This window comes from Bacillus sp. L_1B0_5 (assembly GCF_000836715.1).
GTDB lineage: Bacteria > Bacillota > Bacilli > Bacillales > Bacillaceae_G > Bacillus_A > Bacillus_A thuringiensis_S.
In genome coordinates, this window is the sequence record NZ_JXIS01000078.1 from 1 (window position 1) to 15671 (window position 15671).

Sequence of the window (15671 nt, forward strand, 5' to 3'; positions counted from 1 at the left end):
CCCCACTGATTATTAGTTGAACCAATCGGGCATTTACGGACAGTTGATCTCCCACCTAACTTCCTTGCCCAGCCAATTTTAAGGTGAGAGTTTTACTGCCCGTTTATGCGGGATAAATATGCATAACGCATCAAAAGACCTGACAAAAGAAAGGGGAACTACATGAGTACGCAGATGTTAACTTTAACTTCTATCTCTATTTACATGCTCGGGATGTTAGTAATCGGCTATTTCGCCTACAAACGAACGTCCAACTTAACAGATTATATGCTTGGCGGGCGTACACTAGGCCCCGCAGTAACAGCATTAAGTGCTGGAGCATCCGATATGAGTGGTTGGCTTTTAATGGGATTACCCGGTGCAATGTTTAGCGTTGGATTAAGTAGTAGTTGGATTGCGATCGGCCTAACACTAGGCGCATACGCAAACTGGCTTTATGTTGCTCCTCGCTTACGTACCTACTCAGAAATTGCAAACAACTCTATTACTATTCCAGAATTTTTGGAACACCGTTTCCACGACAAATCTCATATGCTACGCTTAGTATCCGGACTTGTTATTATGATTTTCTTTACTTTTTATGTAGCTTCAGGATTAGTTTCAGGCGCTGTATTATTTGAAAATTCATTTGGCATGAACTATCATGTTGGATTATTCATTGTAGCAGGCGTTGTTGTCGCTTACACATTATTTGGTGGTTTCTTAGCAGTAAGTTGGACAGACTTCGTGCAAGGAATCATTATGGTAGTTGCTCTTATTCTTGTTCCTACCGTTACAATTATGAATGTAAATGGACTTGGTCCTGCATTTAGTACAATTAAATCGATTGATCCAACATTATTAGATATTTTTAAAGGCACTTCTGTATTAGGAATTATTTCATTATTCGCATGGGGCCTTGGTTATGTTGGACAACCTCATATTATCGTACGCTTTATGGCGATTTCTTCTGTAAAAGAAATTAAAAGTGCACGACGAATTGGTATGAGCTGGATGATTTTCTCTGTTGTCGGAGCTATGTTTACCGGTCTGATCGGTATTGCATACTATTCACAACAAGAGTTGACATTATCTAATCCAGAGACAATTTTCCTTGAACTTGGGAAAATTTTATTCCATCCACTTATTACTGGATTTTTATTAGCGGCCATTCTAGCAGCGATTATGAGTACAATTTCATCTCAGCTACTCGTTACTTCTAGTGCTGTAACTGAAGATTTATATCGTACATTCTTTAAACGTTCTGCATCTGATAAAGAACTTGTATTTGTCGGTCGTATGGCTGTACTTGTTATTGCATTAGTTGGGTGCGCATTAGCGCTTAAACAAAATGATACGATTTTAGCTCTTGTTGGATACGCTTGGGCTGGATTTGGTTCTTCATTCGGACCTGCTATTTTATTAAGCTTATATTGGAAACGTATGACGAAGTGGGGCGCACTTGCCGGTATGATTTCTGGTGCCGCTACTGTTATTATCTGGACTCAGTTTGAATTCTTAACAAAATTCTTATACGAAATGATTCCTGGTTTCACTATTAGTTTACTAGTAATCATAGTTGTTAGTTTACTAACACAACCTTCAAAAGAAGTTGAAGAGCAATTTGAGGATTTCGAAAAACAACATCGTCATAATTTATAAAAAAAGCTCTGCTGTTATCGTAACAGCAGAGCTTTTTACAGTTCGACAATCTTCTTATCAAATTTAACAAATTCTTTATGTTTCGTTAAATTTAACATAACACTACTCCTTTATAGTATGAATATCAGCACTTATACAGAAAGGGGACTCCAATATGTTAGCAGCTTTCCAGCAACAACAAACACGAAAATTTTCACCTATCACAAATACTTCTGCGTCTTGTTTAAACATGCAACCTAACCCGCCTAAAATTTCAATTGCTCCTTCTGTTATTTCAGTCATCGGTGTTCATATGGAAAAGCATAAATTAAAAATAAAAACGGGACAAAATATTGTTTTATCAGCTTCCATTTTGCCAATACAAGCAACAAATAAAGAGCTTATTTGGTCAAATATGAATTCTGATATCATCACCATATATCCAAAAGGTGACACCGTGACGATTACTGGAAAAAGTGCAGGTAGAGCAGTCGTAATTGTCACAACTGCTGAAGGCAAATTCCGTGACCTATGTGTCATTCATGTACAACCTTATATGACAAATCCAAAGTAAAAGAGTGGCTTCGTAGCCACTCTTTTACTTGATTTCAATATTTGAGTTTTTACTTTTTACAAGATTAATAAATTGTTCTTTATTTCTTGGAGAAATAATTTCTGTTTTATGTGTATCGTAAACAATTTCAAGTCGATCGAATGATAGAGCATGAGCTGCTATTGGATTTTTCGTATTTGAAATTTGTTTTATATCTCGTATAAAAATACGTTTTTTAATAAAACCTGACCTAATGATAATCATTTCCTCTTCCACAATATATTTGGTTGAAAACCACCCAAAAATAAATACTATGGCTAACGGAATCGTAAAAAATAAAAGAAAATATTCTCTCTCTGCAAATATAGGAGCAAAACACGCTCCTATGACAACAAAAAAAATCGGATATAACCATACATCTTTTTTTGATGGAAATTCCACTAAACTTTCCCCCTCTTGATTTAAGTCAATGAATCTCCTCCTCTTCCCTATTACAATGAAAACAATATTAGAAAAGGAGGACGTATTATGACTGAACGAAAGTACGCCTTATTTGCTGGTACCTCTCTTCTTGTTATGGCATTCATTGCATTTTTTTCTTACGGTTTTGTTCATGGAAATCTCGTTATACAAGGAGATGCGAGTACAACATTCCATAATATCCAAACTTCAAATTCACTTTTCAAAGCAGAAATCTTCGGGTGGATTACCATTTTTATTACTGATATTGTCGCCGCATGGGCTCTTTATTTCTTTCTAAAACCAATTCATACTAGCCTCTCATTACTAGCAGCTTAGCTTCGTCTTATGTATACAGCTATACTTGGGATTGCTATATTCAATCTAATATTGGCATTGTTGCTTTCAAAAAATACAATTGCGAATCCAGAAACATATACGATGTTGTTTCTCAGTGCATTCGAATACATTTGGTCTGTAGGATTGATTATTTTTGGATTGCATCTTTTCGTTTTAGGATATGTAACTTTTCTCTCTAAACAGATACCAAAGTTTATTAGTATACTGCTGTTCATTGCTGCTACCGGTTATATGCTAATTCACGTCATGAATACAATGTTTACACAATACGATACAATGATTTCAATCATACAATCACTATTCCAATTACCTATGATTGCAGGTGAATTAGGACTTGCGATATGGCTACTATTGAAAGGTGGTAAACACTCTAATTAAGCCGTTTCTTAATTCTACTTAATGATTCTGGTGTCATGCCAAGATAGCTTGCTAGCTGATATTGTGGAACGCGATTAATTAAATACGGGCGTTTTCGTAACAATGTTTTATATCGTTCTTCTGGTGTCGATGAGATAAATACAGCAAGTTCATCTTGTACTTCACCGAAATTGTACTCGATCATTTTACGCGTCATTTCTTCTAATTGTGAATACTTATTATACATGTCCTTTTCACTATGTAGATCACCAACAACTACAATACAATCTTCTAAACACGTTAACGTATATGATGAAGATTTATCTTGTTTATGATGGTTGAAATTCGAAATTGCCTGTTCTTCTGTATAAAAATTTGATGTAACTTCTTTCCCTGCTTCATCTATACTATGTTGCCTAACGCATCCTTTTAATACAAAATAACATTTTAACGGAACATTTCCTTGTCTTAGGAGCACTGTTCCTTTTTTATATTCTTCAATTTGTAATTCACTGAGGATCATTTGCTGCTCTTCTTCACTTAATGTTGTAAGATTCTTCATATACTTCTTTAATATCTCTGCCATTTCCCTCCCCCTTCTACGCCCGTATTTCTATAAAACAAAAAGAGAAGTATCACAACTTCCCTTTTCTCCCCTAACACTATAATTCCTGTGTATACACCGGCTCGTTTACGACATTTTTTGATGTTCGCTTTTGTTGCTGTAATAAGAAAACAGATACACCAAACAATACGAGCATGCTACCGATAATTTGCATTGCGTTTAATTTTTCTCCAAGTAAGAAGAACGCAAGTATAGATGCTCCAACAGGTTCTCCTAAAATACTCATTGAAATTGTCGTTGCATTTACATAATTTAATAGCCAGTTATTAATTACATGTGACACTGTCGGCACAACCGCAAGTAAAAGAAAAACGGTCCAATCCCACTTCGTATAACCTGTAAAGGGTACTTGCAATATGACATTATAAATCCCCATAAAAAGACCTGCGAATGCAAAGACTGTAAAGCTATAAATCCAGTGTGATACTTTCTTTACTGTCGTTTGCCCGATAAATAAATAACCGACAACTGCTATTACACTTAGAAAGGATAATATGTCTCCATAAATTGCTTGCTTACTTAAACCTAAATCTCCCCAACCAATGCACATTACGCCTAGAATAGCGATTCCCATCGTTGCAATGGCTGAATATGTTGTTCTTTCTTTAAACAGAAAAAAACCTCCAACTAAAGATACGATCGGTTGAAGTGCCAAAATAATTGTTGAACTAGCAACTGTTGTATGCTTTAAAGATTCAAACCATAAAAGAAAATGAAGTGCTAAAAAGAAACCAGATCCAATTAAAAAGCCCCAATCTTTCATTTGGATCCTATTAAATTCCTCTCTTTTTTTCCATACGATAGGCAGCATAATAAGTACGATAATCCATAAGCGGTACATACTTAATATTGAAGATGGTGCTGAGGACATCTTTACAAAAACTGCTGCAAAGGAAATGGCAATTATAGAAATAGCTAATGGTAGTGCGATTGATTTTTCTTGTTTCAAACCCTGTCTCCCCTCTCACCTGTCAAAAATCCCACTTCATTATATCCGTTTTCTTTCATAACTTAAATACTAATTTTTTAGATTCTTCGTACCATTATGGTAAAATAGAAATTAAGGCACCAATTAGTGAATAATTATTTCCTTTTTCACTACAAGCGTCGCTCTTACAATCGTTACAGTAAATTTTTATTTAGGGGGATCTACATGAGTCAAACAATAGGGAGAATTGAAGAAATTTCATTTTATAGCGCATCGCTTCAAGAAGACGTTACTCTTCTCGTTTATTTACCAGTAAATTACACACCACTGCACAAACATACAGTTGTAATTGCACAAGATGGTAGAGATTATTTTCAGCTCGGTAAAGCGCACCGTGTAATTGAGCGCCTTCGTGAAACTGAAGAAATTGACCGTACAATTATTGTCGGTATTCCATATAAAAATGTACATGATCGTAAAGAAAAATATTTCCCAAATGAAGTAAAAAATGCTGCATATATTCGTTTCCTTGCTCATGAACTTGCACCGTATATTGATGAAAATTATCCAACGTATCAAATGGGAAAAGGTCGTGTTTTAATTGGTGATTCTCTTGGCGGAACAGTTTCCTTTATGACTGCACTTATGTATCCGCATACATTCGGTAAAGTCGTTATGCAATCACCATTTGTGGATGAGACAGTGATGAACTTAGCAAAAGACTTCAAAGATCCACAAGCATTAGAACTGTATCACGTCATTGGCACAGAAGAAACGGCTGTAAAACGTACTGATGGACAAGTATCTGATTTCGTAGAACCGAACCGTGAGTTAAATACGCTTCTTATAAATAGAAATTTCATCACGCATTACGAGGAGTTTGAAGGTAATCATACTTGGAAATATTGGCAAACTGATTTACCGAAAGCCTTCTCTCATATTCTATCAATGAAATAATAGAGAGCAGTATTCAGAATAATTTGATATAATAGATAAAGAGATTTATTTATCTCAAAATCTAACTAGACTTACAAAGGGAGGAATTGGAACATGAAATTAGGCATTGTAATTTTTCCATCTAAAATGATTCAAGATAAAGCGAACGGATTGCGTAAGCGTTATGACCCGCACTACGCATTAGTTCCGCCACATATTACATTGAAAACACCCTTTGAGACGCAAGATGAACAATTAGAATCGATTGTAAACGAGCTACATACAATCGCAGGTAAAACGAACCCTTTCACCCTTCATGTTGGGAAAGTTGGTTCATTCGCACCTGTTAATAACGTCCTTTATTTTAAAGTAGAAAAAACACCTGAACTTACTTTCTTAAATGAAGAAATGCATGGCGGGTTATTCACGCAAGAACGCGAATATGCTTTCGTACCTCACTTAACAATCGGACAAGGCTTATCAGATGCAGAGCATGCTGATGTATTAGGTCGATTACGTATGAAAGATTTCTATTATGAACAACCAATTGATCGTTTCCATCTTCTATATCAATTAGAAAATGGAACATGGACTGTACACGAAACATTCCACCTTGGAAAGGAGAACAACTAATTTGCACGCACAGATTGTACAAACGGACGAACAACTAAGAGATGCATTCTCTGTACGTAAACAAGTGTTTGTAAATGAACAACGTGTCTCTGCTGAAGAAGAGTACGATGAGTTTGAAGAAACTTCAACACACGTTGTTATATATGACAATGATGTTCCAGTTGGTGCTGGACGTTTTCGCACCCTTGATGGTATCGGAAAAATGGAACGCATTTGCGTGCTAGGTTCCCATCGAAAAAAAGGCATCGGAAAAATTGTTATGGATGCGCTTGAAGCGTATGCAAAAGAAAATTCGCTACCAAAATTGAAACTTCATGCTCAAACACATGCTGAAGATTTCTATAAAAAACTTGGATATGTAACGAGTTCTGATGTATTTATGGAAGCAAATATCCCGCACGTCGTAATGATAAAAGAATTGTAATTTGAAAGCAGGAGGTGACCCCTCCTGTTTTTTACATTGCTATTTTCTTTTTCTTCCGCTAAAGTTAAATGTTGATGCTATAGTTTTGAAGGTGAACATATGACACAAGAAAAATTTTCACAAAAATCGTTAACACACGCTGATATTCCGCGTGCGACATATCATATTCCGAAAACATCTACCCATTTAATTATGGAAGAAGATGTAGATGCGGCTTATTTCCGCGCTCTCGAACAACAAAATGTTTTTTTAAACGAAAAACAATTAGAAGCCGTGCGCACAACCGAAGGTCCTGTTCTCACACTAGCTGGTGCTGGAAGCGGGAAAACATCTGTTTTAACAACTCGCGTTGGTTATTTAGTAAATGTAAAACAAGTTCATCCACGAAATATTTTATTACTTACATTTACACAAAAAGCGGCTGAAGAAATCCGAAGTCGTGTTGCGAAGTTACCAGGTATGAATCATGCAGCAAGTAGCTACGTTGTTGCTGGTACATTCCACTCTGTTTTCTTAAAATTGCTTCGTAGTCAAGGGTATAATCAGCAAATTTTAGCAAATGAAAAACATAAACAAATTATGATAAAGAAAATCTTAAAAGAATTGCGTTTAAAAGACGATTACGATGCGGAAACGATGCTTGCGATGATTTCACTTGAGAAAAACAAATTAAATCGTCCGAAAGATGTAAAAGCGAAAACACCAGTGGAGCAAGAATTTAAAGAAGTATATGAACGTTTTGAAGAAGTAAAACAACGATACAATTATATTGATTTCGATGACATCTTATTAGAAACATATTATATGTTAGAAAATAATGCTCCTTTACTAACTCAATTACAACAACGTTTTCACTACATTGAAGTAGATGAGTTTCAAGATACATCGTATGCACAATATGAAATTGTAAAATTGTTAGCCACGCCAAGAAATAATTTGTTCATCGCAGGTGATGATGATCAAGCTATCTATGGCTGGCGAGGGGCAAGTCACCAAATTATTTTATCTTTTCCAAAAGAATTTGATAACACAACAATCATTGCACTAAATACGAATTATCGATCCAATCCCTTTATCGTCGGGCTTGGAAATGAAGTTATAAAATTAAATCAAGAACGTTTTGATAAAGAGCTATACTCCGTTCGTGAGGAAGGTGTACAACCTTTTTATGCAAGACCTGCTACAACTCTTGATGAAGCAAATCAAATTTTACAGCTCATTCAAGAAAAAGTAGATAGCGGTGAACGAAACTATAAAGATTTTTGTTTACTGTATCGCACACATTCTGTAAGTCGTTCGTTACTTGATCAACTTACCATTCATAAAATCCCGTTTATTAAACACGGGGCAAGCCAATCATTTTATGAACATTCTTTAATTAAGCCTGTATTAGATCATTTACGACTCGTGATTGAGCCGTTTCGACTAGAATCACTTTCAAACATATTACCGACGATGTATATCGGACGTGATGATTGTATTTCATTTATTGAACGTGAACAATGGAAATATGGTGAAGGCCGTTTTCCTTCTCTTCTTCATTTCTTACTATTAAATCCGATCTTAAAACCTTTTCAAGTGAAAAAGGTAAATGAACGTATTGATTTTATTAAATTTATTAAAGAGTTAGAACCGAAAAAAGCATTAAAAGAAATCATTCATGGTAAAGGAAAATATTTAGAGTACTTACAAAGTAACGATCGTTCTTCCTTTACGATGCATAAAGACATACAAGAAGAAATGTTGGAAGAATTAATGGAGTCTGCAACTCGTTTCACCGATATTCCAGCTTATTTACAATTTATTGACGAAGCGATTCAAGGTCAAAAAGAAATGGAAGCATTAAAAACAATGCCGCAAAAAGATGCCGTTTCACTTATGTCAATTCATAACGCAAAAGGCCTTGAATTTCCATGTGTCTTTTTACTTGGAGCGAGTGATGGGATCCTGCCGCATACTTCTTCTTTAAAAGATGCAAATGATCGTGTTACGGAAACTTCTGAAGCATTAGAAGAAGAACGCCGATTACTTTATGTCGCCATTACACGTGCGAAAGAAGAACTGTACATTTCTTCTCCGCAATTTTTCAGAGGAAAGAAATTAGATATATCTCGTTTTTTATATACTGTGCGAAAAGACTTACCTGAAAAGACATCCACTAAATAAGGATGTCTTTTTTTTTATAATGTGTTATGTACATCCCTCCTATATAAATTCCTTGTTTTTATCATAAGAATTAACGTAATATCAGCCATATCCCACTCATATTGTAATAGTGTATGTCAGAACTCACGAGAAGGAGTGAACATAATGAGCTGCAATTGTAATGAAGATCATCAACATGAGTGTGATTTCAACTGTGTATCGAATGTCGTTCGTTTTATACATGAACTGCAAGAATGTGCAACAACAACATGTGGATCTGGTTGCGAAGTTCCATTTTTAGGTGCACATAACAATGCATCAGTAGCTAATACACGTCCTTTTATTTTATACACAAAAACTGGAGAGCCTTTTGAAGCATTTGCACCATCTTCAAGCCTTACTAGCTGCCGATCTCCAATTTTCCGCGTAGAAAGTATAGATGATGATGACTGTGCTGTATTGCGTGTATTAACTGTAGTTTTAGGTGATGGTACCGCTGTACCACCTGGTGACGACCCAATCTGTACGTTTTTAGCTGTACCAAATGCAAGACTAATATCAACCTCCACTTGTCTGACTGTTGATTTAAGTTGTTTCTGCGCGATTCAATGCTTACGCGATGTTTCTATATAAAACTAAATACTGATTTAAGCATGGATTGGGTGGCAGAATTATCTGCCACCCAATCCATGCTTAAAGAGTATTATTATGTAAATTTCTTAAAATTGGGAACTTGTCTAGAACATAGAACCTGTCCTTTTCATTAACTGAAAGTAGAAACAGATAAAGGAGTGAAAAACATGTTCTCTTCTGATTGCGAATTTACTAAAATTGATTGTGAGGCGAAGCCAGCTAGTACACTACCTGCCTTTGGTTTTGCTTTCAATGCTTCTGCACCTCAGTTCGCTTCACTATTTACACCACTATTATTACCTAGCGTAAGTCCAAATCCAAATATTACTGTTCCTGTAATCAACGATACAGTAAGTGTCGGAGATGGCATTCGAATTCTACGAGCTGGTATTTATCAAATCAGTTATACATTAACAATTAGTCTTGATAACGTACCTACTGCACCAGAAGCTGGTCGTTTCTTCTTATCATTAGGTACACCAGCTAACATTATTCCTGGATCAGGTACAGCCGTTCGTTCTAACGTTATTGGTACTGGTGAAGTAGACGTATCCAGTGGGGTTATTCTTATTAACTTAAATCCTGGTGACTTAATTCAAATTGTACCAGTTGAGTTGATTGGAACTGTAGACATTCGTGCTGCAGCATTAACAGTTGCACAAATTAGCTAGTAAAAAGCGGTATTTCTAATACAGAAATACCGCTTTTTATATATAATAAAAAACACTCACAGTAGCATGAGTGTTTCATTCTTCATATTGTTTTATTGTGTTCTTCTTTTTCCCACAATTGCATCCCTTTTTCTTCACAAATCCTTGTTGTTGTAATTGTTCTTGATATGCCTGTTGTTGTGCTTGGTGTTGTTGCTGTATATGATACCACTGCTGCAGGTCATATGAATTCTGCCTTGGATTATTGCTCACAGCAAACATCTCCTCTACTGTCAATTCTGTCTATTTACTATATGAACAACTCTTTATTTCCGTTCCCTCATTCTTTTAAACTCCGCTTTTTCTCGTATTATGAAAATATATTATTCTCCCATAAAATATCCTGTAATTGTTTCAATGATTGCTGCTGCTCCTGCAATGGCTAATAATGCAAGTAACGGCTCCGCAACGATAGGAATCCAATTATATAAAACTAATAAAAAAGCACTAACCCATACACCTGTACACCAATAACAGCTTAATAATTCGCCAATCCACTTTCTTAATCCATTACCTTTTACTTTTGTAAACGTTGATACACTTCCATCCGGCTCCGTAATCTCTAATTCATCAATAAATGGTCTTCGCAAAAAGGCTGTTATTTTATCATATACAATTAAACGAGTGAGCCTAAAAGCAGCTAACGCAAAAATAAAAAATAAAAGCCAGCTTGTAAACAGCATAATTCCACCTTCCCTTATCCTCTTTCGCCTATTTAAAAAAAAAGGTCTTGAGATTGTGACCAAATCTCCTCGACTCCAATATCTTATTAATGTAAATACAAACAAGAAGATAAGGAGTGACATTAATGAGTTGTAACGAAAATAAACACCATGGCTCTTCTCATTGTGTAGTTGACGTTGTAAAATTCATCAATGAATTACAAGATTGTTCTACAACAACATGTGGATCTGGTTGTGAAATCCCATTCTTAGGTGCACATAATACTGCATCAGTAGCAAATACACGCCCTTTTATTTTATACACAAAAACTGGAGAACCTTTTGAAGCATTTGCACCATCAGCAAGCCTTACTAGCTGCCGATCTCCAATTTTCCGTGTGGAAAGCGTAGATGATGATAGCTGTGCTGTGCTACGTGTATTAACTGTAGTATTAGGTGACGGTACTCCGGTACCACCTGGTGACGATCCAATTTGTACGTTTTTAGCTGTACCAAATGCAAGATTAATATCTACAACTACTTGCCTTACTGTTGATTTAAGCTGTTTCTGTGCGATTCAATGCTTACGCGACGTTTCTATCGTAAAGTAAACTAAAAAACTATTGGGGTGGTAGAAGCTTTCTACCACCTTTACATATTTAAAAGCCGGCCATACTAATCGATTGGATATCATCTATAGACAACCTAATATCTCTCATACTATTTTGCGGCATAATAGATACAATGCCATTACGATACGATATGATCGATCCAATATAAGAAACTGTAGCTGTTTTTATTCTGCACCTTACTTTCGGAATGTAATGAGGGCGGTTTAGTAAAAAATGAATTTTTTCATCATTATTCATATCCTTAAATGATTTATTATACGGGACAGTTCTTACTGGTTCTGGTTCTTGCTCTTCTTGTTCTGCATGTTCTTCTTTTTCCTCTTCTTCTATTTTTTCTTCCACTTGCTGCTCTTCTTGTTGTTCTTGCTCTAATACCTCTTCCACAGCACTGCTTACAATATTTTCTTGTCTATTACTTTGCTCTTTTTGATCTTCATTTTCAAAGTTTGTCAGGATAATCCTTTTTATTTTCGGTGCAGCAAGTTCTAAACTTACTTGCGCAATATATAACAACGGTTTTCCAACTGTTGAACTTTTATTTTTATTCTTCACACTCGTCCCTCCCACTTCCATACGTAGCTGAATAAATCGTGTACTATTATAGTTATATTCATCACGTGGTAAGAACTTTCGTTAAAAATCGTTCTTTCTCAGAACAAATAAAGAGGACAATCTCAGCATTTAGAGATTGTCCTTTAAAAATTAATATTATATTTATCCTAGGATATGATACCCTGAATCAACGTGAATGTTTTCTCCTGTTACTCCACGTGCTAAATCACTGAATAGGAATACTGCTGTATCGCCAACTTCTTCTGGAGTTGTTGTACGACGAAGTGGTGCGCGCTCTTCAATTTCTCTTAAGATTGAGTTGAAATCGCCTACACCTTTTGCAGATAACGTACGAATTGGTCCTGCAGAAATAGCGTTGACGCGAATACCATGTTGACCTAAATCGTTCGCTAAATATTTCACGCTCGCTTCTAATGAAGCTTTCGCAACACCCATAACGTTATAATTTTTCACAACGCGCTCGCCGCCAAGGTATGTTAATGTTAAAATATTTCCGCCTTCTGTCATTACTTTCTTCGCTTCTCTTGCTACAGCTGTTAAAGAGAATGCACTAATATTTTGTGCAAGTAAAAATCCATCGCGAGAAGTATCTACAAATTCACCTTTTAAGTCATCGCGATTTGCAAAAGCAATACAATGTGCTACACCGTGAATAGTACCTACTTCTTGTTTAATTGTTTCAAAGCAAGCTGTAAGTTCCTCATCATTCGTTACATCACAAGGTAATACAAGTGATTCTTGTCCTTCTAATGTGTCCGCTAATTCACGAACATTTCTTTCTAAACGTTCTCCTGCATATGTGAATATTAATTTTGCACCTGCATTATGCAAAGAGCGAGCAATTCCCCATGCAATACTTCTTTGGTTCGCAACGCCCATAACAACAAATGTTTTCCCTTGTAATAGTTCCATGATATATCCTCCCAGAAATACTTATACTTGTTATTAGTACCTGATACTATAATTATAGTAACATAAAACCGCTTAAAGGCAAACAAAAAAGTCATTAACAGAAATTTGTTAATGACTTTTGGTTTCTATAAAAAACCGCTCTAATCCTTCTTCCCAAGACGGCATTTGTAAAAAACCATTTAATCGTAGCATGTTATGTTGAAAGATAGAATATTTTGGCCTCGCAGCTGCAGCCCCGAATTCTTCCGTTGAAACAGGTAATACATTCACTTTCATATTTGTATACGAAAATATCTTTTGTGCAAATTCAAACCAAGAGCATGAGCCTCTGTTTGATACGTGGTATGTACCGTATAAAGAAGTATGAATGAGCTTATTAATAACCATATTTAAATCCGCCACATACGTAGGCGAGCCAACTTGATCCGCTACAACAGATATTTCATCTCTTTCTTTTCCTAATCTCATCATCGTTTTCACGAAATTATTTCCATATTTACCATATAGCCACGATGTGCGAACGATAAAATATTTATTATGTAACTCTTTGACGAACTGCTCCCCCGCATACTTAGAGGCTCCATATATATTTATCGGCGCTGGACTATGAAATTCGTCGTATCCATCTGGTCTGGTACCTTGAAATACATAATCAGTACTAATATAAACTAGCTTCGCTCCTACTAATTGTGAAGCAACCGCTACATTTCGAGCTCCAATTGCATTTATTCTATATGCAAGATCCTGTTCTTTCTCCGCATGATCTACTTTCGTATAGGCAGCACAATGAATAATTATATGTGGTTTTATTTCTTGTACCACTTGTTGTATTCGGGATATATTTGTCACATCTAATAACTTTTTATCAAATGGATATATATCATATTCTTCAGAATCTAACTCTTCAAATAGTTGCTTTCCTAATTGACCGTTTGCTCCTGTTATGATAACCCTCTCTTTCATTTAACATGCCCCTTACTGGTCTTTTAGTGGTTTCCACCATTCCTTATTCTTTTCATACCATTTCACCGTCTCTTGTAATCCTTGTTCAAACGTATATTTCGGTTCCCAATCAAATTCATTCTTCATTTTCTCTGCATCAATCGCATAACGACGATCGTGCCCTAAACGATCTGTAACATATTCAATGTCTTTTTTTGTTTTTCCTAAAAGAGTAATAATTTGTTCCACAACTTCTACATTTGTTTTTTCATTATTTCCACCTATATTATATACTTCTCCTACACGTCCCTTATGCAGAACAACGTCAATCGCACTGCAATGATCCGTTACATGTAACCAATCTCTTACATTTAAACCATCACCATATAACGGTAGTTTTTTTCCTTCCAGTGCATTCGTAACCATTAACGGAATTAATTTTTCTGGATACTGGTACGGCCCATAATTGTTAGAACAACGCGTTACTATAACCGGTAATTGATATGTTTTATAGTAAGATAAAGCTATCATGTCCGCGCTCGCCTTACTTGAAGAATATGGACTATTTGGAGCTAACGGCGTTATCTCTGTGAACTTCCCTGTTTTCCCTAAAGAGCCATACACTTCATCCGTTGATACTTGCACAAGTTTTATATGCGAATATTTTTTAACTAGTTCTAATAAAGTGACCGTCCCAATTACATTTGTATCATAAAAAGGAATCGGATTTTCAATACTACGGTCTACATGTGATTCAGCTGCAAAATTTACAATCACTTGTACGTCTCGCTCTTTTATAACGTGTTCTAATAGCTCTCCATTTTGAATTTCTCCTTTTACAAAAGAGTAATTCGGGTGATCTTGAAGAGATTTTACGTTATTTAAATTTCCACTATATGTTAATGCATCGTAATTAATAATTTTATATGTTTCATAACTTTGTAGCATGTAATGAACGAAATTACTTCCAATAAATCCAGCCCCACCTGTTACTAATATATTCATAAACAACGCTCCTACTTAAAAACTATCTTCATATTCCTCTAGTAATGGTAATATCTGATCCTTACCAGACAAGATAGGATCGGTTACTGGCCAAGGAATTGCTAACTCTTTATCTTCCCAAAGTAATCCTGAGTCATGCTCTGCGCTATAATATTCATCTACTTTATACATAACGATAGTATGCGGGACAAGCGTGCAAAATCCATGTGCAAACCCTTTTGGCACTAGTAATTGCCGATGGTTATCTGCACTTAAAATATACCCTTTCCATTGTTTAAATGTTGGTGATTTTTTTCGTAAATCAACGATAACATCATAAATTGCCCCTTGCATAACTTGAATGAGTTTCGTTTGTGCTTTCGGTTTTTTTTGAAAGTGTAGTCCCCGAATCGTTCCTGCCTTAGCCGAATAAGATACGTTATCCTGTATAAACGAATACGTAATCCCTAATGTTTCTAGCACCTGCTTATTATAGCTCTCTGAAAAAAAGCCACGCTCGTCTCCAAATAACCTCGGTTCTAACAATTTCGCATCGGTAAAATTTGTTTCTACAACTTTCATA

At 35.7% G+C, this 15671-nt stretch carries 19 protein-coding genes and 1 pseudogene; 10 read left to right on the top strand and 10 right to left on the bottom strand.

Annotated elements, in window-relative coordinates; genetic code table 11:
• The first annotated feature begins 162 nt into the window (after positions 1 to 162).
• The gene (gene putP / locus RT27_RS22945) at positions 163 to 1641 is read left to right on the top strand and encodes a sodium/proline symporter PutP (RefSeq protein WP_016082436.1); all 1479 of its coding nucleotides are present in this window, start codon (positions 163 to 165) and stop codon (positions 1639 to 1641) included.
• Positions 1642 to 1795: 154 nt separating this feature from the next.
• Positions 1796 to 2194, top strand: coding sequence for an Ig-like domain-containing protein (locus RT27_RS22950; protein WP_000878735.1), 399 nt, complete (start codon positions 1796 to 1798; stop codon positions 2192 to 2194).
• Between the two features lie 24 nt (positions 2195 to 2218).
• On the opposite strand, the gene RT27_RS22955 is transcribed toward RT27_RS22950, so the two are convergent.
• Positions 2219 to 2614, bottom strand: coding sequence for a PH domain-containing protein (locus RT27_RS22955; protein WP_043937643.1), 396 nt, complete (start codon positions 2612 to 2614; stop codon positions 2219 to 2221).
• Between the two features lie 87 nt (positions 2615 to 2701).
• On the opposite strand from RT27_RS22955, the pseudogene RT27_RS22960 reads away from it, so the two are divergent.
• Positions 2702 to 3370, top strand: a pseudogene (locus tag RT27_RS22960) (DUF4386 domain-containing protein).
• Here RT27_RS22960 and RT27_RS22965 read toward each other — a convergent pair.
• Both RT27_RS22965 and RT27_RS22970 read right to left on the bottom strand, forming a co-directional pair.
• Positions 3363 to 3935, bottom strand: coding sequence for a Crp/Fnr family transcriptional regulator (locus RT27_RS22965; RefSeq protein ID WP_016082440.1), 573 nt, complete (start codon positions 3933 to 3935; stop codon positions 3363 to 3365). The pseudogene RT27_RS22960 and the gene RT27_RS22965 overlap by 8 nt on opposite strands.
• Before the next feature lie 76 nt (positions 3936 to 4011).
• Positions 4012 to 4923 (bottom strand): DMT family transporter, encoded by a 912-nt coding sequence (locus RT27_RS22970; protein ID WP_016082441.1) that lies wholly within the window; start codon positions 4921 to 4923, stop codon positions 4012 to 4014.
• A gap of 204 nt (positions 4924 to 5127) precedes the next feature.
• On the opposite strand from RT27_RS22970, the gene RT27_RS22975 reads away from it, so the two are divergent.
• The 6 genes from RT27_RS22975 to exsF all read left to right on the top strand — a co-directional run bounded on the left by RT27_RS22975 (position 5128) and on the right by exsF (position 10344).
• Positions 5128 to 5859: an alpha/beta hydrolase-fold protein gene (locus RT27_RS22975; RefSeq protein ID WP_043937644.1), complete on the top strand. Its 732-nt coding sequence runs from the start codon at positions 5128 to 5130 to the stop codon at positions 5857 to 5859.
• Between the two features lie 93 nt (positions 5860 to 5952).
• A complete protein-coding gene (locus RT27_RS22980; protein WP_016082443.1) occupies positions 5953 to 6471 on the top strand; it encodes a YjcG family protein in 519 nt (172 codons plus the stop codon).
• 1 nt (position 6472) lies between these two features.
• On the top strand, positions 6473 to 6895 hold the full coding sequence (locus tag RT27_RS22985) for a GNAT family N-acetyltransferase (protein ID WP_000543305.1): 423 nt from the start codon (positions 6473 to 6475) through the stop codon (positions 6893 to 6895).
• A gap of 99 nt (positions 6896 to 6994) precedes the next feature.
• A complete protein-coding gene (locus RT27_RS22990) occupies positions 6995 to 9061 on the top strand; it encodes an ATP-dependent helicase (protein WP_043937645.1) in 2067 nt (688 codons plus the stop codon).
• A 144-nt stretch (positions 9062 to 9205) separates the two neighbouring features.
• On the top strand, positions 9206 to 9673 hold the full coding sequence (cotY, locus tag RT27_RS22995) for a spore coat protein CotY (protein ID WP_016082445.1): 468 nt from the start codon (positions 9206 to 9208) through the stop codon (positions 9671 to 9673).
• Positions 9674 to 9840: 167 nt separating this feature from the next.
• A complete protein-coding gene (gene exsF, locus RT27_RS23000; protein ID WP_016082446.1) occupies positions 9841 to 10344 on the top strand; it encodes an exosporium protein ExsF in 504 nt (167 codons plus the stop codon).
• Between the two features lie 75 nt (positions 10345 to 10419).
• Here exsF and RT27_RS23005 read toward each other — a convergent pair whose 3' ends face one another.
• On the bottom strand, positions 10420 to 10605 hold the full coding sequence (locus tag RT27_RS23005) for a hypothetical protein (RefSeq protein ID WP_029948404.1): 186 nt from the start codon (positions 10603 to 10605) through the stop codon (positions 10420 to 10422).
• Between the two features lie 101 nt (positions 10606 to 10706).
• The gene (locus RT27_RS23010) at positions 10707 to 11066 is read right to left on the bottom strand and encodes a DUF1360 domain-containing protein (protein ID WP_000899664.1); all 360 of its coding nucleotides are present in this window, start codon (positions 11064 to 11066) and stop codon (positions 10707 to 10709) included.
• Positions 11067 to 11191: 125 nt separating this feature from the next.
• On the opposite strand from RT27_RS23010, the gene exsY reads away from it, so the two are divergent.
• Positions 11192 to 11656 (top strand): exosporium assembly protein ExsY, encoded by a 465-nt coding sequence (gene exsY / locus RT27_RS23015; RefSeq protein ID WP_001277739.1) that lies wholly within the window; start codon positions 11192 to 11194, stop codon positions 11654 to 11656.
• A gap of 48 nt (positions 11657 to 11704) precedes the next feature.
• Here exsY and RT27_RS23020 read toward each other — a convergent pair whose 3' ends face one another.
• From RT27_RS23020 to rfbC, 5 genes are all read right to left on the bottom strand, one after another.
• Positions 11705 to 12250 (bottom strand): spore coat CotO family protein, encoded by a 546-nt coding sequence (locus RT27_RS23020; RefSeq protein ID WP_080117245.1) that lies wholly within the window; start codon positions 12248 to 12250, stop codon positions 11705 to 11707.
• A 141-nt stretch (positions 12251 to 12391) separates the two neighbouring features.
• Entirely contained in the window at positions 12392 to 13162 is a 771-nt protein-coding gene (gene fabI, locus RT27_RS23025; RefSeq protein ID WP_000421885.1) for an enoyl-ACP reductase FabI, read from the bottom strand.
• A 108-nt stretch (positions 13163 to 13270) separates the two neighbouring features.
• Positions 13271 to 14125, bottom strand: a complete 855-nt coding sequence (gene rfbD / locus RT27_RS23030) for a dTDP-4-dehydrorhamnose reductase (RefSeq protein WP_016082448.1) — start codon at positions 14123 to 14125, stop codon at positions 13271 to 13273.
• Between the two features lie 12 nt (positions 14126 to 14137).
• Positions 14138 to 15109, bottom strand: a complete 972-nt coding sequence (rfbB, locus tag RT27_RS23035; RefSeq protein ID WP_016082449.1) for a dTDP-glucose 4,6-dehydratase — start codon at positions 15107 to 15109, stop codon at positions 14138 to 14140.
• 15 nt (positions 15110 to 15124) lie between these two features.
• Positions 15125 to 15670, bottom strand: coding sequence for a dTDP-4-dehydrorhamnose 3,5-epimerase (gene rfbC, locus RT27_RS23040; RefSeq protein ID WP_043937646.1), 546 nt, complete (start codon positions 15668 to 15670; stop codon positions 15125 to 15127).
• Between the last annotated feature and the right edge of the window lies 1 nt (position 15671).